Consider the following 21,199-nt stretch of genomic DNA (forward strand, 5'->3'; position numbering starts at 1 on the left):
CCGCACCGGAGCGCGCCGGTCACAGTTTCCCGCCGCGTCCGCCGTCGCGCACCGGGGGCGCGATGAGCGTGGACAGGTAGGGCAGCGGACCGTCGTCGAGATCGCCGGCCGGCCGGACCGACTCCTCGGGCAGTCCGAGCGCGGAGCCCCACACGGCGCCCTCGACCCGGCCGGACTCCCGAAGCGCCTCGGCCACCTCCCGCGCCTGCCGCCCGAACTTGTACGCGACGACCGTGCCCGGCCCGCTCAGCGCCTCCTTGAGCACGGCGGCCCCCGCCGTCACGGGCACCAGCGTCAACGGCTCGGTCCCCTCGGTCAGCACCGCGCCCGATCGTGCCGCGAGATCCTGCATGGCGGTGATGCCGGGCACGGTCGCGATCACGGTCCCCGGCACCAGCTCCCCGACGGTCTGCGCGAGATAGGTGAACGTCGAGTACACGTTCGGGTCTCCGATGGTGGCGAAGGCGACGGTCGTGTGCGACCGCAGCAGCTGAGCCACCCGCTCGCCCGCCGCGTCCCAGGCGGCCTCGCGGCGCGCACGGTCGGACCGCTCGTTGAGCGCGAACACGACCCGGACGATCTTCTCCTCGGGCACGTAGTGCACGACGGTCGCCTCGGCGCGGCCGCGTTCGCCCCCGTCCGTCCCGTCGGGGGCCGCCATGACGGGCACGACCACGACGTCGGCCGCACGCAGGACGTTGACCCCCTTGACGGTCACCAGCTCGGGATCGCCGGGGCCGACCCCGACTCCGACCAGCTTGCTGCTCATGACGTCAGGCACCTCTCGACGAACCGACGGGCGACACCGGGCTCGGACGCCCAGTGCGTGTGCAGATAACTCGCGTGCACGCCTCGCTGTACGAAGCCCTCGAGCCGCCGCACCGGGGCGCGCACTCCCCACGCTGCGGCCGCCCCCGCCCCCGGCTCGACGACGGTCCGGTGGAACTCGTGGCCGCGCATCCGGGTACCGGCGGCGGCGAGCACGCTGTCGCTGACGGCCACGGCGTCCCGGTAGCCGAGCGTGAGCCGCTCGTGCATCCGGGCGCTCGCGTCGAGCACCCCGCACAGGGGAAGCCCGTCCAGCTCCCGGCACAGATACAGCAGCCCGGCGCACTCGGCGGCCACCGGGGCCCCGCTCGACGCCAGCCCGGCGACGGCCGCGCGCAGCGGCTCGTTGGCGGACAGCTCGGCCGCGTACACCTCCGGGAACCCGCCCCCGACGACGAGCCCGCCCGTCCCCTCCGGCAGCCGCTCGTCCCGCAGCGGATCGAACGTGACGACCTCGGCCCCGGCGGCACGCAGCAGTTCGGCGTGCTCGGCGTAGGAGAACGTGAACGCGGGCCCCCCGGCGAGAGCCACGACAGGCCTGAGGGACGAGGGGGCGAAGCCCCCGTGCTCGGGAACGGGGAGGGGCTCAGGGGGCGAGGAGGGCGAAGAGGCCACGGCCTCAGCCGCGTCCCACGCGTCCCCCGGCAGCGCCCCCGCACCCCGCGCCAGCCTCTCCAGCGCCTCCAGATCGCACCCGGCGGCCACCTGCGCGGCCATCGCCGCGACCGCCTGGACCGCCTCCGCCCGCCGCTCGGCGACCGGTACCAGCCCGAGGTGCCGCGACGGCGTGTCCACCTGCGGCACCCGCCGCAGCACCCCCAGCACCGGCACCCCGGACGCGTCCAGCGCCTCCCGCAGCATGGCCTCGTGCCGCGCGGACCCCACCTTGTTGAGGATCACCCCGGCGACCCGCACCCCGGGATCCCACGAGGCGAACCCGTGCACCAGCGCGGCGACCGACCGCGACTGCGACGACGCGTCGACGACCAGCACCACCGGCGCCCGCAGCAGCTTCGCCACCTGCGCGGTGGACGCCAGCTCCCCCTCCCCGGCCGCCCCGTCGAACAGCCCCATCACGCCCTCGACCACGGCGATGTCGCAGCCCCGCGCGCCGTGCGCGAACAACGGGGCGATCAGCCCCTCGCCGCACAGATACGCGTCGAGGTTGCGCCCCACGCGCCCGGCGGCCAGCGAGTGGTACCCGGGATCGATGTAGTCGGGCCCCACCTTGTGCGGGGACACGGCGAGCCCTCGCGCGGCGAACGCGGCCATCAGCCCCGTGGCGACGGTGGTCTTGCCGCTGCCGGAGGCCGGCGCGGCGACGACCAGCCGAGGCACCGAAGTCACCACTCGATGCCCCTCTGGCCCTTCTGGCCGGCGTCCATCGGGTGCTTCACCTTCGACATGTCCGTCACCAGGTCGGCGAAGTCCACCAGCTTCTCCGGGGCGTTCCGCCCCGTGATCACGACATGCTGGGTCCCGGGACGGTCCCGCAGCACGTCGATCACCTCGTCGGTGTCGACCCACCCCCAGTGCATCGGGTACGCGAACTCGTCGAGCACGTACAGCCGGTACGTCTCGGCGGCCAGGTCACGCTTGACCTGCGCCCAGCCCTCGCGGGCCTTCTCCTCGTTGTCCATCTGGGAGTCCCGCTGGACCCACGACCAGCCCTCGCCCATCTTGTGCCAGTCGACCGAGCCGCCCTCGCCGGACGCACCCAGCACCCGCAGCGCGTTCTCCTCGCCGACCTTCCACTTCGCCGACTTGACGAACTGGAACACCCCGATCGGCCACCCCTGGTTCCAGGCGCGCAACGCCAGCCCGAAGGCGGCGGTCGACTTGCCCTTGCCGACGCCCGTGTGCACGACGACCAGCGGCCGGTTGCGCCGCTGGCGCGTCGTCAGCCCGTCGTCCGGCACCACACTCGGCTGTCCCTGCGGCATTACGCGGCCCTCCTCTGGGTCTTCTGCGCACCCTGCACATTCCGCACCAGCCCGGCGATCGAGTCCGCCCGCAGCTCGTCCAACGTCACCGCCGTACCGCCCAGTTCGCCCGCGAGCCGCCCGGCCAGCCCCAGCCGCACCGGACCCGACTCGCAGTCCACGACCACCGAGGCGGTCCCCTCCGCCGCGAACAGCCGCGCGGCACGCGACGCCAGCGCCACCGGCTCCGGACCACCGGTCGCCCGCCCGTCGGTCACGACCACGACCAGCGCCCGCCGGGCCGGGTCCCGCAGCCGCTCCACTCGCAGCACGTCGTGCGCCTTGAGCAGCCCGGCCGCGACCGGGGTGCGGCCACCGGTCGGCAGCGACTCCAGCCGCACGGCCGCCGCGTCGACGGACGAGGTCGGCGGCAGGGAGACCTGCGCGTCCTTCCCCCGGAAGGTCACCAGCCCCACCTTGTCCCGCCGCTGGTAGGCGTCCAGCAGCAGCGACAGCACGGCGCCCTTCACCGCGCTCATCCGCTGCCGCGCCGCCATCGACCCGGAGGCGTCGACGACGAAGAGGACGAGGTTGCCCTCGCGCCCCTCCCGCGTCGCCTGCCGCAGATCGTCCCGGCGCACGACCAGACCGGGGCCGGACCGCCCCCGCGCCCGCTGATGCGGCGCGGCGGCGTGCACCGTCGCCGCCAGGTGCAGCTTGGTCAGGGCGCCCCGGGGCCGCCGGGCACCCGTCGTCCGCCCGTGCTCGGTCCGCGCCCGGGAACGCCGGCCCGCGGCGCCCTCGCCGAGACCGGGCACGCTCAGCGCCTTCGTGCGGAAGGGCTCGGCGGCCCGTACGGGCGACTGCTCCCCGGCACCGGAGGACGCGCCCTGCCCGTCCTCGGCGGCCTCACCCTGCGCGGGGACGTCCGGGGTCTCCCCGGACGGGGACTCACCGTCGTCGGGGCCGTCCTGCGGGGACCGCCCGCCGCCGGGGCCGGGCCCGTCCGGGTCCGGATCGTCGTCCCCGCCGTCCCCGCCGTCCTCCTCGTTCCCGTTCCCGTCCGCGTCGCCGTCCTGCCCGCCGAACTCCTCCAGCGTCTCGTCGAGCTTGTCCTCGTCGAGCCCGGGCGCGTCGAACGGGTTGCGACGGCGCCGGTGGGGGAGGGCCAGCAGCGCGGCCTGCCGTACGTCCTCGGCGAGCACCTCGGTCCGCCCGGCCCAGGCGGCCAGCGCGGTCGCGGTCCTGGCCATGACGATGTCGGCACGCATGCCGTCCACCTCGAAGGCGGCGCAGGTCGCCGCGATCTGCCGCAGCGCCCCGTCACCGAGCCGCACCGACGGCAGCAACTCCCGTGCCGCCACGATCCGCGCCCGTACGGCGGTCTCCTCGTCGGCCCAGCGCGCGGCGAAGCCCTCGGGGTCGTCGTCGTAGGCGAGCCGCCGCCGCACGACCTCCACGCGCTGGTCGGGCTCGCGGGATGCGGCGACCTCGACGGTGAGGCCGAACCGGTCGAGGAGCTGCGGCCGCAGCTCGCCCTCCTCGGGGTTCATGGTCCCGACGAGCAGGAAGCGCGCCGCGTGCCGTACGGAGACACCCTCGCGCTCGACGTACGAGGCGCCCATCGCGGCGGCGTCGAGGAGGAGGTCCACGAGGTGGTCGTGGAGGAGGTTGACCTCGTCGACGTACAGGATTCCGCGGTGGGCGTCGGCGAGCAGGCCCGGCTCGAACGCCTTCACGCCCTCGGCCAGCGCCCGCTCGATGTCGAGGGCGCCGACCAGCCGGTCCTCGGAGGCGCCGACGGGCAGCTCGACCATGCGGGCGGGCCGTGCGGCGCCCGCACCGGCCTCGTGCGGCCCGTCCGGGCACGCCGGGTCCGGGGCCTCGGGGTCGCAGGAGAAACGACACCCGGGGACGACGTCCACCTCCGGCATGAGCGCCGACAGCGCCCGCACGGCGGTCGACTTCGCGGTGCCCTTCTCACCCCGGACCAGCACACCGCCGACCGCGGGGCTCACCGCGTTGAGCAGCAGCGCCAGCCGCAGATCGTCCTGGCCGACCACGGCCGTGAAAGGGAAGGGGGTACTCACTGGTCGTCGCCCTCCAAGTCGCCTTCGAGCTCCAGATAGGTGGCGCGCAGCCGCTCCAGCGTCTGCGCGTCCGGCTCCGCCCACAGCCCGCGCTCCGCCGCCTCCAGCAGCCGCTCGGTGATGCCGCGCAGCGCCCACGGGTTGGACTTGCGCATGAAGTCCTGGTTCTCGGCGTCGAAGACGTACTCGGCCGACAACTTCTCGTACATCCAGTCGTCGACGACGCCCGCCGTGGCGTCGTAGCCGAACAGGTAGTCGACGGTCGCCGCCATCTCGAAGGCGCCCTTGTAGCCGTGCCGCCGCATGGCCGCCATCCAGCGCGGGTTGACCACCCGGGCCCGGAAGACGCGGTGCGTCTCCTCGCCCAGCGTCCGCGTCTTCACCTGGTCGGGGGTGGCCGAGTCACCGACGTACGCCTCGGGGCTCTCGCCCGTCAGGTGCCGGACCATGGCGACCATGCCGCCGTGGTACTGGAAGTAGTCGTCGGCGTCGACCAGGTCGTGTTCGCGCGTGTCGACGTTCTTCGCCGCCACCGCGATCCGCCGGAACGCGGTCTCCATGTCGCCGCGTGCCGCGCGTCCCTCCAGCCCGCGTCCGTAGGCGTAGCCGCCCCACACCGCGTACACCTCGGCGAGATCCGCGTCGCTTCTCCAGTTGCGGGCGTCGATGAGCGGCAGCAGGCCCGCGCCGTACGCGCCCGGCTTCGAGCCGAAGATGCGCGCGGTGGCCCGCCGCCGGTCGCCGTGCTCGGCGGTGTCCTCGTCGGCGTGGGCGCGCACGTAGTTCCGGTCGGCCGGCTCGTCCAGCTCCGCCACCGCCCGCACCGCGTCGTCGATCAGGCCCACCACGTGCGGGAACGCGTCCCGGAAGAAGCCGGAGATGCGAACCGTGACGTCGATGCGCGGCCGGCCCAGCTCCTCCAGGCCGACCACCTCGAAGCCGGTCACGCGCCTCGACGCGTCGTCCCACACCGGGCGGCAGCCCAGCAGCGCCAGGATCTCGGCGATGTCGTCGCCCTGGGTGCGCATCGCGGAGGTGCCCCAGACCGTCAGGCCGACGGACTTCGGGTAGTCACCGGTGTCCTGGAGATACCGGGCCACCAGCGAGTCCGCGAGGGACTGCCCGACCTCCCAGCTCAGCCTCGACGGGATCGCCTTGGGGTCGACCGAGTAGAAGTTCCGGCCGGTCGGCAGGACGTTGACCAGCCCGCGGGTGGGCGAACCGGACGGGCCCGCCGGGACGTAACCGCCGTCCAGCGCCCGCAGGATGTGCCCGATCTCGTCCGTCGTCCGGGCCAGCCGGGGCACGACCTCCTCGCACGCGAACCGCAACACCGCGACCGCGTCCGGGAGTTCGGTGCCCAGCACCTCCCGTACCAGGGCATCGCTGTCACCCGCCGCCCACGCGCGCGCCTCCATGCCCTCCGCGAGCCGCCGGCAGAGCTGTTCCAGCAGATCGATGGCGTCGGCGGCGGTCCGGGCCGGGCCGTCCACCAGGCCGGTCAGCTCCACCGGGACCTTGACCCCGGCGCCCGGCTCGGCCAGCAGCTCCTTCTCCACCAGGCCGAAATGAGCGGCGATCGAGGCCCGCAGACCCGGCAGCGCGTTCGCCTGCCCACCCCACACCTGCGAGGCGCGCAGCACGGCGAGCACCAGGTTCACGCGCGGCTCACCGACCGGGCCGCCGCCGAGGATGTGGAGCCCGTCGCGGATCTGCACGTCCTTGATCTCGCACAGATAGCCGTCGATGTGCATGACGAACGAGTCGAACGCGTCGTCGTCCGGCTGGTCGTCCACGTGCAGGTCGTGGTGGAGCTCGGCGGCCTTGACCAGCGTCCAGATCTGCGCCCGCACGGCCGGGGCCTTCGTCGGGTCCAGATCGCTCACCAGCGCGTACTCGTCGAGGAGTTGCTCCAGCTTCGCCAGGTCCCCGTACGTGTCGGCGCGGGCCATCGGCGGGACGAGGTGGTCGACGACGGTGGCGTGCCCGCGCCGTTTGGCCTGGGTGCCCTCGCCGGGGTCGTTGACGATGAACGGGTAGATCAGCGGCAGGTCGCCGAGGACGGCGTCGGGGGCGCAGCCGGCGCCGAGGCCCAGTCCCTTGCCCGGCAGCCACTCCATCGTCCCGTGCTTGCCCATGTGCACGACGGCGTCGGCGCCGAAGCCGCGGTCCAGCCAGCGGTAGGCCGCCATGTAGTGGTGCGACGGCGGCATGTCGGGGTCGTGGTAGATCGCGATCGGGTTCTCGCCGAAGCCGCGCGGAGGCTGGATCATGACGACGACGTTCCCGAACCGCAGGGAGGCGAGGACGATGTCGTCGCCGTCGACGTACAGCGAACCCGGCGGCTCGCCCCAGGCCTCCAGCATCCCGTTCCGCAGCTCGGGGTCGAGCGTGTCGAACCACTCCCGGTAGTCGGCGAGCGGGACGCGCGCCGGGGCCGCGGCCAGCTGGTCCTCCGTCAGCCACTCCACGTCGTGGCCGCCGGCCTCGATGAGCCGGTGGATCAGCTCGTCGCCGCCGGCCGGGTAGCCGTGGACCCCGTACCCGGCGTCCCGCAGCGCGTCCAGGACCCGTACCGCCGAGGCGGGTGTGTCGAGGCCGACCGCGTTGCCGACGCGCGAGTGCTTGGTCGGGTAGGCGGTGAAGACGAGCGCGATCCTCTTCTCCGCGTTCGGCTTGTGGCCCAGCCGGGCGTGGCGGACGGCGATCCCGGCGACGCGCGCGGCCCGCTCGGGGTCGGCGGTGTAGACGGGCACGCCGTCGGGGCCCTGTTCCTTGAAGGAGAACGGGACGGTGACGAGGCGGCCGTCGAACTCGGGAATGGCCACCTGCATCGCCGCGTCCATGGGGGACAGGGCGGCGTCCGACGCGTCCCACGCGGCCCGCGACGTGGTCAGGCACAGCCCCTGCAGCACGGGAATGTTCAGGTCGGCCAGGGCCCCGATGTCCCACGCCTCCTCGTCGCCGCCCGCCGACGCCTGCGAGGCGTGCGTGCCGCCGGCCGCGAGGACGGTGGCGACCAGGGCGTCGGCCCGGGCCAGCAGCTCGTACAGCCCGGCGTCCGCGCCGCGCAGCGAACCGCAGTACACCGGCAGCGCGTTGGCGCCCTGGGCCTCGATCGCGTCGCACAGGGTGTCGACGAAGGCGGTGTTCCCGGACAGCTCGTGGGCGCGGTAGAAGAGCACGCCGACGCTCGGGCGGCCCTCCTGGAACACGCGGGAGCCGTGGACGCCGTACTCGGGCATCTTCCGCGGCTCGTCGAAGCCCTCGCCGGTGAGCAGCACGGTGTCGGACAGGAACCGGGCGAGTTCCACCAGGTTGGCGGGGCCGCCCTCGACGAGGTAGCGCAGCGCCTCCGCGACCACCCCGGCCGGCACCGACGACTCGGCCATCAGCTCCGCGTCCGGCACGCTCTCCCCGCCGAGCAGCACGGTCGGGATGCCGGACGCCTTGAGCGCCGCGAGCCCGTCCTCCCAGGCCCGTTTGCCGCCCAGCAGCCGTACGACGGCGACGTCCGCGCCCGCGACCAGCTCCGGCAGCTCCTCCCGGACGTCGATACGGGTCGGGTTGCCGATCCGGTAGCCGGCGCCGCAGGCACGGGCGGCCAGCAGGTCCGTGTCGGCGGTCGACAACAACAACACTGTGCTCATGCGGGCGCTCCCGGTGGGATGAAGGGCAGTCCTTGCGGAGCGCCGGACTCGATGAGCCGCCACAGCGCGTCCGTGTCCGCGTGCTGTTCGATCAGGTCGCCGAGCCGGTCCAGCTGCTCCTCGCGCAGCGCGGCGAACGACGTACCGTCGGCGGGGACGAAGCGGCGGCCTGCGGCGGCCGCCACCTCGCGCAGGAAGGCACGCCGGAAGCCGTCCGACTCCAGCGAGCCGTGCCAGTGCGTGCCCCAGACGGAGCCGGCCCGGCAGCCGTCCAGGCGGCGTCCCTCGTCATCGGCGATGAACGTGTCGCCACCGGTGACCTCGGCGACCCCGTGGTGGATCTCGTACCCCTCGACGCTTTCGCCGAGGGCGGTGCCGACGGGCCGGGTGAGCGTCTTCTCGCGGGCGAACCGCACCCGGACGGGCAGCAGTCCGAGCCCGCCGACGGAGCCCGCCCTCGACTCGACCTCGTCGTCGATGTGTTCGCCGAGGAGCTGGTAACCGCCGCAGATGCCGAGGACGGGGCGGCCCTCGGCGGCCCGACGGGAGATCGCGTCCGCGAGGCCGCGTCTGCGCAGCCATTCCAAGGCATTGACCGTGCCCCGGGTGCCCGGGACGACGACGAGGTCGGCGTCGGCGAGTTCCTCGGGGCGGTCCACGAACCGCACGACGACGCCCGGTTCGGCGGCCAGCGCGTCGACGTCGGTGAAGTTGGACATCAGCGGGACGGCGCAGACGGCGACGCGCAGGATGTCCTCGCCCGCCGGGGCCGCGGTCCCGGACTCCCTGACCGTCCCGCGCAGGGACACCCTCAGGCCGTCCTCCTCGTCGATGCCGAGGCCGTGCCGGAACGGCAGGACGCCGTACGTGCGGCGTCCGGTCAGGCCGTGCAGCATGTCGAGGCCGGGCTCCAGCAGGGACACGTCACCGCGGAACTTGTTGACGAGGAAGCCCGCGACCAGCTCCTGGTCCTCCCGGGACAGCAGCGCGACGGTGCCGAAGAAGGAGGCGAACACGCCACCCCGGTCGATGTCGCCGACGACGAGCACGGGCAGCCGCGCGTTGCGTGCGATGCCCATGTTCACGATGTCGGTGCGGCGCAGATTGATCTCGGCAGGACTGCCGGCCCCCTCGCAGATCACCGCGTCATACGTGCCCCGCAACTCGGCCAGGCACTCCAGGACCGTGCCGAGCAGCGCCTCCTGACGCCCTCCGTGGTAGCCGCGGGCGGTCAGCTCGCCGACGGCTCTGCCCATCAGCACGACCTGGCTGCTGCGGTCGCTGCCCGGCTTGAGCAGGACGGGGTTCATCAGCGCCGTCGGCTCGACGCGTGCCGCCTGCGCCTGCATGGCCTGCGCCCGCCCGATCTCCGCGCCCTCGCGGGTGACGAACGAGTTCAGCGACATGTTCTGCGCCTTGAACGGGGCGACCTTCACCCCCTGCCGCACCAGCCACCGGCAGATCCCGGCCGTGACGACGCTCTTTCCCGCGTCGGATGTCGTACCGGCGACCAGCAGTCCGCCGCTCATGCCGTCCCTCCCCGTCCCGTTCCAGTACCCGTCGTCAGCGCCGTCGTCCCCCGCCGTTTCCCCGGCCCACGGCCCGGCGCGCGCCCGCTGCCTGCCAGCAGGCGTCCGGCGACGCTCGCGCCGAGGGCCAGCAGGCCCACCCGGCGGGACAGCCGTACGGCCCGCTCGATGTCCTTCGCCTCCACGGGGCGTCCGCCGCCGTTGAGCACGGGGCGGTGCTCGACCCGGCCTCCGTACGAGAGGGTGCCGCCGAGCCGTACGCCGAGGGCGCCGGCGAAGGCGGCCTCGACGGGACCGGCGTTGGGGCTCGGGTGCCGGGAGGCGTCCGCGCGCCAGGCGCGCACGGCGCCGCGCGGGTCGTCGCCGGCGAGGACGGCGAGGGCCGCGGTGAGGCGGGCGCCGGGCCACCCGGCGACGTCGTCGAGGCGGGCCGAGGCCCAGCCGTAGCGCCGGTAGCGGGCGGATTTGTGTCCGACCATGGCGTCCAGGGTGTTCACGGCGCGGAAGCCGGCCAGTCCGGGCACCCCGGCGACGGCGCCCCACACCAGTGCGCCCACGACGGCGTCGGAGGTGTTCTCGGCGACGGACTCGACCACGGCCCGGGCGATGCCGTCCGCGTCCAGCGCCTGCGGGTCGCGTCCGCACAGATGGGGCAGGCGCTCACGGGCGGCGTCGACCCGGCCCGCGGTCAGCGCGTCGCCGATCGCCGTGGCCTCGCGGGCCAGTGAGGTGCCGCCGACGACGGACCAGGTGGCGGCGGCGGTCAGCGCGACGGAGGCGGCGGGGGACCGGCGGGCGCGGCGGGCGGCGACGGCCGCGGCACCGACGGCGCCACCGGCGCACACGAGGGTGTGCAGCGCGCCCCACCCCCGGTGGTCGCGCCACAGCGCCCGTTCCACGGCGCCGGCGGCCCGCCCGAACGCGGCGACCGGATGCCCGCGGCGGGGATCGCCGAGGAGCAGGTCGCCGAGGAGTCCGGCGGTGGCGCCGTACGCGAAGACGCGATCGGCACGCATGCGGTCAGCCGGCCGTGGAGGGAGCCGGAATCCGTGTACACGAGGTACTGCTGGGCAAGACCGGCAGCGGGCAGCCGCGCATGGCTATAGGTCCTCACTCAGGGTGTCCGCGCCCTGGTTCGACGAGACCGGCGGTGAGAGTTCCTGGCTCCCGGGGGCTTACTACCCCGGTGACAGTGGCGGGACCGCGCCGGATTCGCACCGGCTTCCTCTTCTGCCGCCGTAATGGCGTTGGCAGTCCACCACGGGGCGAGAACACCCGTCAACTCGCTGTTGACCTGCGAGGGGAGAGTGTGCGAAGGCCCACATGCGCGTGGGGTGCGGGACGTCGATCCGTCCCGCACCCCACGACGGCCGGGAACCGGCCGACGGCCGGTTTCCCGGCCCATGACCCGGCGTCAGGCGACGATCAGATAGATGCCGTACGCCACCGCCGCCGCGCAGGCGGCGAAGCAGGCGTACGCGCCGGTGACCGCGAGGGCGGCGCCGCCGCCCCCTTCGGAGGCGGACTCGCGCTTGGTGAGGCCGATGATGCCCAGGGTGAAGAAGCCCACCAGGGCGACGGTGACCACGAGGCTGACTCCGAAGACGGAGCCGAGGGCTGCCCAGTCGATGTGCATGGTGATCGTTCCTTACACCGTGGCCGGGCGGGTGGGCTCGGCGGCGGGCCCGGGGCCCGGAGCGGGGATGGTGGCCTTCAGCGCGTCGTCGGCCGTTTCGGCGCCGGGGCCGGCCGCGACGCCCGCGGGCGGCGGGGTGACGGCGGCGATCGCGGTGGTGACGACGCCGGCGGGCTCGTCGTCGCGGTCGTTGACGTTGTCGACGGTGACCGGGCGGCGGCGGGACAGGACCCAGATGGCGCCGGACCCGGCCACCAGCAGCGTGCCGGTGAGGACGATGCCCCAGGTGCCCTGCTTGGTGAGGAACTCCGCGCCCGCGCCGACCAGGCCGGCGGCCGGCAGGGTCAGGCCCCAGGCGACGAACATCCGGGTCGCGGTCGACCAGCGGACGACGCCGCCCTTGCGGCCGAGGCCGGAGCCCATCACGGCGCCCGAGCAGACCTGGGTGGTGGAGAGCGAGAAACCGATGTGCGAGGAGGCCAGGATGGCCGTCGCGGCGCTGGTCTGGGCGGCGAAGCCCTGCTGCGGCGCGAGCTCGGTGAGGCCCTTGCCCATGGTGCGGATGATGCGCCAGCCGCCCAGGTAGGTGCCGAGGGCGATGGCCGTGCCGGCGGAGACGATGACCCACAGCGGCGGGTTGGAGCCGGGCGCGAGCACACCGCCGGTGACCAGGGCGAGGGTGATGATGCCCATCGTCTTCTGGGCGTCGTTGGTGCCGTGGGCGAGGGAGACCAGGCCGGCGGAGGCGATCTGGCCCGCGCGGTAGCCCTTGGCGGTGGCCTTCTCGTCGGTGCCGCGGCCGATCCGGTAGGTGAGGCGGGTGGCCAGCAGCGCGGCGAGTCCGGCCACGAGCGGCGCGGCGACCGCGGGGAGCAGGACCTTGGTGATGACGGTCGAGCCGTTCACCGACGACCAGCCCGCGGACATCACGGCGGCGCCGATGAGGCCGCCGAAGAGCGCGTGGGAGGAACTGGAGGGGAGACCCAGGAGCCAGGTCAGGAGATTCCAGAGGATGGCGCCGACGAGCGCCGCGAAGATGACCTCGGTCCGTATGCCCTCTTCGTCGATGATGCCGCCGGAGATCGTCTTGGCGACCTCCACGGAGAGGAAGGCGCCGGCGAGGTTGAGCACGGCGGACATGGCCACCGCCGTCTTGGGCTTCAGAGCACCGGTCGAGATGGTGGTGGCCATCGCGTTGGCTGTGTCGTGGAAACCGTTCGTGAAATCGAACACGAGGGCGGTTACGATCACGATTCCGAGGAGGAGCGTGATGTTTTCCATTTACCCAGGCTTCTGTTGGACGTCAGTGGCATCAGGAACGTAGGCAACCTGGGTGAACGGAAGATGAACTGGGGCGGGCGCCGGGGTGGCGGAAAACAGGGTCCCGTCCCTCCGTATGTGGCGGAATCGGGGCGCGAGGCTCGAACACAGACGGAATATTGGGTTCCGCTGACGCTTCGTGAACCTTCTGTGAGCCGCGTCACGCCTGCGTGACGCCCGAAAGGAGTGCCGGGTCACCCCCTCGCCAGGCGTTCGAGCGCGGCCCGGGAGCCGTTGAAGAGGTTCTGGTCGCCGGGCAGCGGTCCACTGCTGGCGTACTGCCAGAACGTCCAGTGCGACCACCCGGCGGGCAGGCGGCCCGCTCCGGCGGAACTGTAGCGGGCCAGCCACAGGGCGTGGTCCGGGCCGAAGGCCTTGCTGCGGCCGGTGCAGTCGTTCCACCAGTCCGTGCTGGTGTAGATCACCGGGTGGCGGCCCGTGCGCCGCAGCACCTCGTCGCTGAACGCCCTGATCCAGCGGACCATGGCCTTCTTGCCCAGGCCGTAGCACTTCGCGCCGTACGGATTGCGCTCGATGTCCAGCGCGGGAGGCAGCGTCCGGCCGTCCGGGCGCCAGTCGCCGCCGTGCCGCACGAAATACGCGGCCTGGGCGGTGCCGGAGGACTTGTCGGGCAGGGCGAAGTGGTAGGCGCCGCGGATCAGTCCGGCGTCGCGCGCCCCCTTGTACTGCCCGCGGAAGAAGGGGTTGCGGTAGGAGCGGGACTCGGTCGCCTTGACGTAGACGAACCGGGCGCCCCTGGCCCTCGCGCCGGCCCAGTCGACGTTCCGCTGGTGCGAGGAGACGTCGTGGCCCAGGGGCAGGTCCCATGCCGCGGCCGGCGGGGCGGTGAGGGCGGCGGTGCCGAGGGCGAGCGCCGCGGCGCAGGCGGCGGTCAGGCCCGTGACGCGTCTGGAGGAGGGGGCGGGCGGGTCGTCGGGGTCCGGTCGGTCGTGGGGGGCGTCGGCCAGTCGTCGATCGGTCACTCACACAGGTTGTTTCATACGCTTATATCCCTTTGGAGGGCGCGCCGACGAGGCCGCAATGTCCCCCGGTCGCCACCGGCCCGCCGCCCCGGCCTGACAGGATCGCGCCATGGCTGACATGGCTGAGGAGCGGCGGGACGCGGTGGACGGACGGGACGGCCGAGGCGCGCGGGGTGCACCGGGCGCGGGGGAGGGCCGTGAGGCCGCGCAGGGGCGCGAGGCGCTGCGGCGCGGCTGGGAGGAACTGGTCGCGGCGGCCCGCAGGACGGTACGCGACGGCCTGGTCGTCGGCACGTCGGGCAACGTGTCGGTGCGGGTCGGCGCCACCGTGCTGGTGACGCCCACCGGTGTGCCCTACGACCGGCTCGCGCCAGGCGACGCCGTCGGCGTGGACCTCGACGGCCGTCAGGTGCTCGGCTCGCTCGCGCCGACGAGCGAACTGCCCATGCACCTCGCCGTCTACCGCACCACCGGCGCGCGCGCCGTCGTGCACACCCACGCCGTGCACGCCACGGCCGTCTCCACGCTCGTCCGGGAACTGCCGCTGATCCACTACATGGCCGGCGCCCTCGGCGGACCGGTCCGGGTCGCCCCGTACGCGACGTACGGCACCGAGGAGCTGGCCCGCGCCATGCTCCGGGCGCTCGACGGCCGCTCCGGCTGCCTGCTCCAGAACCACGGCACCGTCACCTACGGCGACACCCTCGACCAGGCCTACGACCGCACCGCCCAGCTGGAGTGGATGTGCCGGGTCTGGCTCACCGCGTCCGGTGTCCCCGGCCTCTCCCCGAACATCCTCTCCCTCGAACAGCTGGACGCGGCGGCGGAGCGGCTGAAGGGGTACGGGCAACCCGGGTAGCGCGGCGGGCCCGGGGGGGCGGAGCCGTACGGGGCCGGAGGCGGTCGGGGGCCGGGCCGGCAGGGGGTGCGCCGCCGGCGGGCCTCATACCGAAGGCGCCGTTCCACTGGCCCGGGGCGGCGTTCGCCACGAGACTGGACCGGTGCGCACAGTCACCGCGACGGCCGCGGCCGTCACCGTCGTCCTGGCCGCGGGCGCGGCCTCCGTGGCCGCCGGCCGGTTCGCCAGCGACGCCGCCCTGAAGGCGCCGCCCGGCAGACCGCTGCCCACCGAACCCCGGCTCACCCTGCACTCCATGGCGGCGGGCCGCGTCACCCTCACCCGGCACCTGGCCTCCCTGCGGCCGGGCACCTACGGGCTGAGCGGCGACGACGGCCACGCGGTCGTCGGCCAGGTGCTGGGGTCCGCGTCCCCCTCCGCCGACACGGTGGTGCGCCGGCTGGAGCGCGTCACGTACGGCACACCGGAGCCCGGCGACAAGGTGTGGTTCTCCCCGCAGGTGCACGTCGGGAACCCGGGCGACGCGCTCGGACTCGAGTACGTCGAGGCCGACGTCCCCGGGGAGCTCGGCGCACTGCCCGCCTGGTTCGTACCGGCCGCCCGCGACACCTGGGTCATCACCGTCCACGGCCTCGGCACCACGCGCGAGCACCCGATGAACGTCATGCGGTTCCTGAACGGCCACCAGTTCCCCGTGCTCGACCTCGCCTACCGCGGCGACCCCGGCGCACCGCGCCCCCCGGACGGCCTCGGGCACCTGGGCGAGACCGAGTGGCGCGACCTGGACGCGGCCATCCGCTACGCGGTCCGCTACGGAGCCGAGGAGGTCGTCCTGTACGGCTGGTCGACCGGCGCCACGATGGCCCTGCGCGCCGCCGCGTACTCCGCGCTGCGGGAGAGGATCTCCGGACTGATCCTCGACTCGCCCGTCCTGGACTGGGAGACCACGCTGCGGGCCCTCGCCACGGCCCGCCACACCCCGAGCGCCCTGCTCCCGCTCGCCGTCCGCGCCGCCCAGGGCCGCACCGGGCTGCACGGCGACCGGATCCGGCGGACGGCGGACCCCGGCAGGCTCGGCGTGCCGACCCTGCTGCTGCACGGCCCGGGCGACACCGTCGCCCCCTGGGGCCCCTCCCGCCGCCTCGCCCGGCTCCGCCCCGACCTGGTCACCCTGCACACCGTCGCCGACGCCCCGCACGCCGCCATGTGGAACGCCGACCCCGCCCGCTACGAGGAGACGTTGCGCCGCTTCCTCACCCCGCTCATGTAGCCGTTCCCTCCCCCGGTCCGCGAGGCCGGCGCACGCCGTTCCCGACGGGGTCTCCTCAGGGCCGCCCCGGCGCCGGCCCGGGAGGTCTTCATGGCGTGAAACGAGCCTTCCGTTTCGGCCTCGGCGAAGACGCGGCGGGCCCGTGCCGGGCCCGCCGGGAGCCGCCGGACCACCCTCGCCCGGCGGGCTCCGCCGCATTCCGTTTGGGATTTCGGACCGTCAACCGGAAGACTGCACCCGTGACGTCCCGTAACCCGCGCGACTCCAGGCTCAGACTCGTCCGCCCGCGGCCCCTGGCAGCCGCCCCCCGAACAGTGGGGCAACGACGCTCCCGCCGTCCCGCGCCCCGGCCCCCGGAGGGCACACCGGCGCCCGCCGAACTGGCCCGAATGGCACGCTCCGGCCTGGCCGGGGCGGCCCGCGTCGCCCGCTGGGCCGACGCGGCGCTCGGTCCCGGCCGCGACGGAACTCCCTCGGACGCCGCGACGCCCGACGGAATGGGCGCGCTCTCCGACAGCACCGCCGAACGGGCCGCGGCCGAACTGGGGCTGACCCCGGCCCAGGTCCGCGCGGACTGGGACACCGCGCGCCTGGCGGGCCTCGTCGAGGTGCACGGCGACGTCGCCCGCCCCGGCTGGCGGCTGCGTGCCTGGAACCGCGACGACAGCGCCGTACTGCGCGGCTGGGTCGCCCTGTTCGACGCCTGGTCCCTCGCCCACCCGGAACCGGAGGGCCGCGAGGCGGCGGGCGTCGCCGAGGTCGTCTCCGCGATGCCTCAGCTCCTCTCCTTCCTCCAGCTCTCCGCGGGACCCGTGCCCGTCGCGCAACTGCTCGACCTGCTCCAGCAGCGGGTCACGGAGCTGCGCACCGAACGCTGCGAGATCCCCTACGGCCCCCGGCCCGGCCCCGCCGAGGCCGAGGAGGAGGCCGACGACACCCCGCTGGCGCCCCTGCTCGACTGGGCCCTGCACGCCCTCGCCTCGGTGGGAGCGCTCACCTGCGCCGACGGCCAGGCCACGCTCACCCCGCTCGGCAGCTGGGCGGTCTGGGTCAAGCTGGAGCAGATCTGCGTGGCCGCGCAGAGCCCCGCGGGCAACATCGAGCAGAACGCCGAGGACATGCTCCGCGGCTGCGCCCGCCTGCGCCCGAACGCGGCCCGCGCCGAGTACCGCGCCTGGCTCGCCGCGCGCCCCGTCGGCAGCGCGGTCACCGAACTCCTCTCCGCCGCCCGCGGCGAGGACGCCCTGCTGCGCGGACTCGCCTTCGAGGCCCTGCGGGTCGTCGGAGCCCCCGCCGAACCCGAGGTGCGCGCGGTGGCCGAGGAGGCCTTCCTGCGCCCCTACGCCCTGCTGTGGCTCGCCGAGCACGACGGCCACGACCCCGAGGACGCCCACACGGTGCTCACCCGGGCCGAGGCCACCTGGCTCTGGGTCGACACCGCCGCCGCCGTCGCCGACCACGGCGAGGCCCCGCTCCTCGTACGGCACCTGGAGTCGGCGGTGCAGCCCACCGTGCCCGCGCTGCTCGACGAGGTGCGCGCCGTCGGGCATCCGCGCACCGTGCAGGTGCTGGTGGCCCTCGCCGCCGCGCACCCCGACCCGGCCCTCGCCAAGGCCGTCCGCCGCGCCGCCTTCCAGGTGCACACCGGAGGCAGCTGACGGGGCTGCCGCGCCCCGTGCCGGGGGTGCGGGTGCCCGATATCCGGATGCCGCCCTCGGCGTCCAGGGCCGTCCCGTCCCCCGACGGCCCGCGGGTGACCTGCCCCACAGTCCGGACGCGGGAGGTGACGCGGACCGCCGCGGACGCGAAAACCGGTTGCACGGCCCCGTTAGACTTGGCCCATGGCCATTCTCCTCGCGCATTAGACGGCGGGAACGCCCTCAGCCGCCCACCCCGTCAACGAACCCGCCCTGGAGTCTGTCCGTGATCTCCGCCTCCGGTATCGAGCTGCGCGCCGGTGCCCGCATCCTCATCGAGTCCGCCACCTTCCGTATCGCCAAGGGCGACCGCATCGGCCTGGTCGGCCGCAACGGCGCGGGAAAGACCACCCTCACCAAGGTCCTCGCGGGCCAGGGCATCCCCGCCGGGGGCACCGTCACCCGCTCCGGTGAGGTCGGCTACCTCCCGCAGGACCCCCGCACCGGCGACCTGGACGTGCTCGCCCGCGACCGGATCCTGTCCGCGCGCGGCCTGGACTCCCTGATCCGCAAGATGCGGGAGAACGAGCAGCGCATCGCGAACGGCACCGGCGCCACCCGCGCCAAGGCGCTGAAGCAGTACGAGCGCCAGGAGACCGAGTTCCTCACCAAGGGCGGGTACTCCGCCGAGGCCGAGGCCGCCACCATCGCCGCCGCGCTGAACCTGCCCGACCGCGTGCTGGGCCAGCCCCTGCACACGCTCTCCGGCGGTCAGCGCCGCCGTATCGAGCTGGCCCGCATCCTCTTCTCGGACGCGGACACCCTCCTGCTCGACGAGCCGACCAACCACCTCGACGCCGACTCGATCGTCTGGCTGCGCGACTACCTGAAGACCTACCGCGGCGGCTTCATCGTGATCTCCCACGACGTCGACCTGGTCGAGACGGTCGTGAACAAGGTGTTCTACCTGGACGCCAACCGCGCCCAGATCGACGTCTACAACATGGGCTGGAAGCTGTACCAGCAGCAGCGCGAGGCCGACGAGAAGCGCCGCAAGCGCGAGCGGCAGAACGCCGAGAAGAAGGCGGCCGCGCTGCACTCGCAGGCCGACAAGATGCGCGCCAAGGCGACGAAGACCGTCGCCGCGCAGAACATGGCGCGGCGCGCGGACAAGCTGCTGTCCGGTCTGGAGGCCGTTCGGAAGTCCGACAAGGTGGCCAAGCTGCGCTTCCCCGAGCCGTCGCCGTGCGGGAAGACGCCGCTCATGGCCGAGGGCCTGTCGAAGTCGTACGGGTCGCTGGAGATCTTCACCGATGTCGACCTCGCCATCGACAAGGGCTCGCGCGTCGTCATCCTCGGTCTGAACGGCGCGGGCAAGACGACCCTGCTGCGCCTCCTCGGCGGGGCGGAGAAGCCCGACACCGGGCAGGTCATCGAGGGCCACGGCCTGAAGCTCGGCTACTACGCGCAGGAGCACGAGACCCTGGACCCCGAGCGCACGGTCCTGGAGAACATGCGCTCGGCCGCGCCCGACCTGGACCTGGTCGAGGTCCGCAAGACGCTGGGCTCGTTCCTCTTCTCCGGCGACGACGTCGACAAGCCGGCCGGGGTCCTCTCCGGCGGGGAGAAGACCCGTCTCGCGCTCGCCACCCTGGTGGTCTCCTCGGCGAACGTGCTGCTCCTCGACGAGCCCACCAACAACCTGGACCCCGCCAGCCGCGAGGAGATCCTGGGCGCGCTGCGCACCTACAAGGGCGCCGTCGTCCTCGTCACGCACGACGAGGGCGCGGTCGACGCGCTCCAGCCCGAGCGGATCATCCTGCTGCCCGACGGTGTCGAGGACCTCTGGGGCGCGGACTACGCGGACCTCGTCGCCCTCGCCTGAGCACCTCCCCACTCCCCGAAGGGACCCTCTCGTCCGGCTCCGCGGCGCCGCCCCGGAACCGGCCGGAGGGACTTCCGGCGGGACAGGGCCGGCTCCGGTGATCCCTTGCGTCTGGATCATTCGGCCCATCGGTGATCCACCATCTGTGTGAGATCTCCTCGTACCGAGGTGTGTCGTCCACCGATTTCGCGGCCGGGCCCTTACGGCACAGGGGCCCGGCCGCGGTGTGCCGCTGACCTGCCGCTATGCGGAGGAACCCGTTCTGCTGTGCGGAGAGCAGAGACCGGAATGAGAGATTCCGGTCGTGAGGACGGGCTCCCGTCGTCACAACCTTGTCCCACGGACCTTGCCGAATGGGTGGCCATGAGGGCCGGGAGGGGTGATCATGAGAAGTCCAGAGCGCACTTCCCATGAGGAGGCACGGGTGGCCGAGACTCTGAAGAAGGGCAGCCGGGTGACCGGCGCCGCGCGCGACAAGCTCGCGGCAGACCTGAAGAAGAAGTACGACTCCGGTGCGAGCATCCGGGCGCTGGCCGAGGAGACCGGCCGCTCGTATGGCTTCGTCCACCGGATGCTCAGTGAGTCGGGCGTCACGCTGCGAGGGCGTGGCGGGGCGACCCGCGGCAAGAAGGCCCCCTCGGCCTGAGAGCCCGGACGACCCACCGGCTTCGATGGTGACCACCCGGTCGGCCGTGCCGGCGGCCGGGTGGTTACTGTGCAGTCACTTATGGATGCCGTCCCTCGGCATTCCCGGCTGACCGCACGCATCGGAGGCGTTCCATGGCTTCGCTCGACCCGGTACTCGACAAGGACGGCGTACGGCTCACCGTCGACGACACCATCGCCACGGTGACGCTGGCCAACGCCGCCAAGCGCAACGCGCAGAGCCCCGCTCTGTGGCGGGCGCTGACGGAGGCCGGACGGGCGCTGCCCGGCACGGTGCGGGTGGTCGTCCTGCGCGGAGAGGGCAAGTCCTTCTCCGCTGGCCTGGACCGGCAGGCGTTCACGCCCGAGGGATTCGACGGCGAGCCGTCCTTCATCGACCTCGCGCGCGGCGGCGACGCCGCACTCGACGCGACCATCGCCGAGTACCAGGAGGCGTTCACCTGGTGGCGGCGCAGCGACATCGTCTCCGTCGCGGCCGTGCAGGGGCACGCCATCGGCGCGGGCTTCCAGCTGGCGCTCGCCTGCGACCTCAGGGTCGTCGCGGACGACGTGCAGTTCGCCATGCGCGAGACCAGCCTGGGCCTCGTCCCCGACCTCACCGGCACGCACCCGCTGGTGGGCCTCGTCGGGTACGCCCGCGCGCTGGAGATCTGCGCCACCGGCCGTTACGTCCTGGCCGAGGAGGCCGAGCGCACCGGCCTCGCCAACCTCGCCGTCCCCGCCGACCAGCTCGACGACGCCGTACGGGACCTGGCGGGTGCCCTTCTCGCCGCGCCGCGCGACGCCGTCATCGAGACGAAGGCGCTGCTGCGCGGCGCCCAGGACCGCACCTACGAGGAGCAGCGGGTCGCGGAGCGGGCCGCCCAGGGCCGCCGCCTCCGCGACCTCGCCGGCGTCGGGGAGTAGTCCCCGGCGCCGCGCCCG

16 protein-coding genes and 1 riboswitch are annotated in these 21,199 nt (G+C 73.9%); of the genes, 6 read left to right on the top strand and 10 right to left on the bottom strand.

Going from position 1 to position 21,199, the window contains the following annotated elements; genetic code table 11:
- Nucleotides 1–19: 19 nt before the first annotated feature.
- From cobI to ACFY93_RS27605, 10 genes are all read right to left on the bottom strand, one after another.
- Nucleotides 20–769 carry a precorrin-2 C(20)-methyltransferase gene (gene cobI, locus ACFY93_RS27560; RefSeq protein ID WP_391363905.1) on the bottom strand — a complete coding sequence of 250 codons (750 nt, stop codon included), beginning with the start codon at nucleotides 767–769 and terminating at the stop codon, nucleotides 20–22.
- Nucleotides 766–2,178 (bottom strand): cobyrinate a,c-diamide synthase, encoded by a 1,413-nt coding sequence (locus tag ACFY93_RS27565; protein WP_391363907.1) that lies wholly within the window; start codon nucleotides 2,176–2,178, stop codon nucleotides 766–768. Before ACFY93_RS27565 ends, cobI begins: the two co-directional genes overlap by 4 nt.
- Nucleotides 2,172–2,771 carry a cob(I)yrinic acid a,c-diamide adenosyltransferase gene (gene cobO, locus ACFY93_RS27570; RefSeq protein ID WP_391363909.1) on the bottom strand — a complete coding sequence of 200 codons (600 nt, stop codon included), beginning with the start codon at nucleotides 2,769–2,771 and terminating at the stop codon, nucleotides 2,172–2,174. The genes ACFY93_RS27565 and cobO overlap by 7 nt, the downstream gene beginning before the upstream one ends.
- Nucleotides 2,771–4,840, bottom strand: a complete 2,070-nt coding sequence (locus ACFY93_RS27575) for a putative cobaltochelatase (protein WP_391363910.1) — start codon at nucleotides 4,838–4,840, stop codon at nucleotides 2,771–2,773. Before ACFY93_RS27575 ends, cobO begins: the two co-directional genes overlap by 1 nt.
- Entirely contained in the window at nucleotides 4,837–8,490 is a 3,654-nt protein-coding gene (cobN, locus tag ACFY93_RS27580; protein ID WP_391363912.1) for a cobaltochelatase subunit CobN, read from the bottom strand. Before cobN ends, ACFY93_RS27575 begins: the two co-directional genes overlap by 4 nt.
- Nucleotides 8,487–10,019, bottom strand: a complete 1,533-nt coding sequence (locus ACFY93_RS27585) for a cobyric acid synthase (protein ID WP_391363914.1) — start codon at nucleotides 10,017–10,019, stop codon at nucleotides 8,487–8,489. Before ACFY93_RS27585 ends, cobN begins: the two co-directional genes overlap by 4 nt.
- Nucleotides 10,016–11,035, bottom strand: a complete 1,020-nt coding sequence (locus tag ACFY93_RS27590; protein ID WP_391363916.1) for a cobalamin biosynthesis protein — start codon at nucleotides 11,033–11,035, stop codon at nucleotides 10,016–10,018. Before ACFY93_RS27590 ends, ACFY93_RS27585 begins: the two co-directional genes overlap by 4 nt.
- Before the next feature lie 117 nt (nucleotides 11,036–11,152).
- A riboswitch (cobalamin riboswitch) is annotated at nucleotides 11,153–11,295 on the bottom strand.
- A 138-nt stretch (nucleotides 11,296–11,433) separates the two neighbouring features.
- Nucleotides 11,434–11,655, bottom strand: coding sequence for a hypothetical protein (locus tag ACFY93_RS27595; RefSeq protein ID WP_391363918.1), 222 nt, complete (start codon nucleotides 11,653–11,655; stop codon nucleotides 11,434–11,436).
- 12 nt (nucleotides 11,656–11,667) lie between these two features.
- On the bottom strand, nucleotides 11,668–12,936 hold the full coding sequence (locus ACFY93_RS27600; RefSeq protein WP_391363920.1) for an inorganic phosphate transporter: 1,269 nt from the start codon (nucleotides 12,934–12,936) through the stop codon (nucleotides 11,668–11,670).
- A gap of 233 nt (nucleotides 12,937–13,169) precedes the next feature.
- A complete protein-coding gene (locus tag ACFY93_RS27605; protein WP_391364020.1) occupies nucleotides 13,170–13,871 on the bottom strand; it encodes a GH25 family lysozyme in 702 nt (233 codons plus the stop codon).
- Nucleotides 13,872–14,076: 205 nt separating this feature from the next.
- On the opposite strand from ACFY93_RS27605, the gene ACFY93_RS27610 reads away from it, so the two are divergent.
- The 6 genes from ACFY93_RS27610 to ACFY93_RS27635 all read left to right on the top strand — a co-directional run bounded on the left by ACFY93_RS27610 (nucleotide 14,077) and on the right by ACFY93_RS27635 (nucleotide 21,181).
- Entirely contained in the window at nucleotides 14,077–14,817 is a 741-nt protein-coding gene (locus ACFY93_RS27610; RefSeq protein WP_391364022.1) for a class II aldolase/adducin family protein, read from the top strand.
- A 142-nt stretch (nucleotides 14,818–14,959) separates the two neighbouring features.
- Nucleotides 14,960–16,087 (top strand): alpha/beta fold hydrolase, encoded by a 1,128-nt coding sequence (locus tag ACFY93_RS27615; RefSeq protein WP_391363921.1) that lies wholly within the window; start codon nucleotides 14,960–14,962, stop codon nucleotides 16,085–16,087.
- A gap of 239 nt (nucleotides 16,088–16,326) precedes the next feature.
- Nucleotides 16,327–17,745, top strand: a complete 1,419-nt coding sequence (locus ACFY93_RS27620; protein ID WP_391363923.1) for a hypothetical protein — start codon at nucleotides 16,327–16,329, stop codon at nucleotides 17,743–17,745.
- Between the two features lie 265 nt (nucleotides 17,746–18,010).
- The gene (locus tag ACFY93_RS27625; RefSeq protein ID WP_391363924.1) at nucleotides 18,011–19,609 is read left to right on the top strand and encodes an ATP-binding cassette domain-containing protein; all 1,599 of its coding nucleotides are present in this window, start codon (nucleotides 18,011–18,013) and stop codon (nucleotides 19,607–19,609) included.
- Between the two features lie 424 nt (nucleotides 19,610–20,033).
- Nucleotides 20,034–20,255 carry a helix-turn-helix domain-containing protein gene (locus tag ACFY93_RS27630; protein WP_043439149.1) on the top strand — a complete coding sequence of 74 codons (222 nt, stop codon included), beginning with the start codon at nucleotides 20,034–20,036 and terminating at the stop codon, nucleotides 20,253–20,255.
- Nucleotides 20,256–20,389: 134 nt separating this feature from the next.
- The gene (locus tag ACFY93_RS27635; protein WP_391363926.1) at nucleotides 20,390–21,181 is read left to right on the top strand and encodes an enoyl-CoA hydratase-related protein; all 792 of its coding nucleotides are present in this window, start codon (nucleotides 20,390–20,392) and stop codon (nucleotides 21,179–21,181) included.
- Nucleotides 21,182–21,199: the final 18 nt, after the last annotated feature.

Source organism: Streptomyces sp. NPDC008313, assembly GCF_042956125.1.
Taxonomy (GTDB): domain Bacteria; phylum Actinomycetota; class Actinomycetes; order Streptomycetales; family Streptomycetaceae; genus Streptomyces.

What these genes read in the sequence shown, in the direction of transcription:
- ACFY93_RS27635 (WP_391363926.1), top strand. Translation starts at nt 20,390, where the DNA reads ATGGCTTCGCTCGACCCGGTACTCGACAAGGACGGCGTACGGCTCACC.
- ACFY93_RS27610 (WP_391364022.1), top strand. Translation starts at nt 14,077, where the DNA reads ATGGCTGAGGAGCGGCGGGACGCGGTGGACGGACGGGACGGCCGAGGC.
- ACFY93_RS27590 (WP_391363916.1), bottom strand. Translation starts at nt 11,035, where the DNA reads ATGCGTGCCGATCGCGTCTTCGCGTACGGCGCCACCGCCGGACTCCTC.
- ACFY93_RS27595 (WP_391363918.1), bottom strand. Translation starts at nt 11,655, where the DNA reads ATGCACATCGACTGGGCAGCCCTCGGCTCCGTCTTCGGAGTCAGCCTC.
- ACFY93_RS27600 (WP_391363920.1), bottom strand. Translation starts at nt 12,936, where the DNA reads ATGGAAAACATCACGCTCCTCCTCGGAATCGTGATCGTAACCGCCCTC.
- cobI (WP_391363905.1), bottom strand. Translation starts at nt 769, where the DNA reads ATGAGCAGCAAGCTGGTCGGAGTCGGGGTCGGCCCCGGCGATCCCGAG.
- cobO (WP_391363909.1), bottom strand. Translation starts at nt 2,771, where the DNA reads ATGCCGCAGGGACAGCCGAGTGTGGTGCCGGACGACGGGCTGACGACG.
- ACFY93_RS27585 (WP_391363914.1), bottom strand. Translation starts at nt 10,019, where the DNA reads ATGAGCGGCGGACTGCTGGTCGCCGGTACGACATCCGACGCGGGAAAG.
- cobN (WP_391363912.1), bottom strand. Translation starts at nt 8,490, where the DNA reads ATGAGCACAGTGTTGTTGTTGTCGACCGCCGACACGGACCTGCTGGCC.